This is a genomic window from Bartonella vinsonii subsp. vinsonii, from assembly GCF_902825235.1.
Classification (GTDB): Bacteria; Pseudomonadota; Alphaproteobacteria; order Rhizobiales; family Rhizobiaceae; genus Bartonella; species Bartonella vinsonii.
In genome coordinates this window covers 1-441 of the sequence record NZ_CADEAJ010000062.1, presented here as the reverse complement: position 1 = coordinate 441, position 441 = coordinate 1, and the positions used below count along the sequence as shown (strand labels likewise).

Annotated in this window: 1 pseudogene; it reads right to left on the bottom strand. The window is 37.0% G+C overall.

What is annotated here, in order from left to right:
• Positions 1-259 (bottom strand): annotated as a pseudogene (locus J7R12_RS08685) (hypothetical protein); the annotation flags it as partial.
• Between the last annotated feature and the right edge of the window lie 182 nt (positions 260-441).

The window sequence follows — 441 nt, the reverse complement described above, 5'->3', positions numbered from 1 at the left end:
GACCACACACTTGAGACTGATGACGTATTTTTGCATTCTCAGAAACACGGGCATATCCATAAACCCATGCATCATCATAAACCCAGCAGTTGCCATCATGAGAGAGATTGCTTTCCTTTTCAATAAAGCCCCCAAGGTCACCCGCCTTGACATCATCGAAATTTCTTAAAGCACGAATGCGATAAAGCTTGGTAATTTTTTGAGTTATTTTATCTTTCAATTGTTTCATTTCATTGGTTAATTTGTATTTTTTAGACATAACAAACGCCTCACAATTTTGATTGTGTTAAAATTTGAATGGAAAATATTTGAAAGAGAGGGGCGCCCCCGCAGCACCCTAGATGTTTAAAAGGGCTTTATTACGCAGCCAGAAAATTCTTAATTCATTATGAGAAAGCTGTTCGACATAAGCTCTTGTTTCAATATCATCACTTGTCTTTT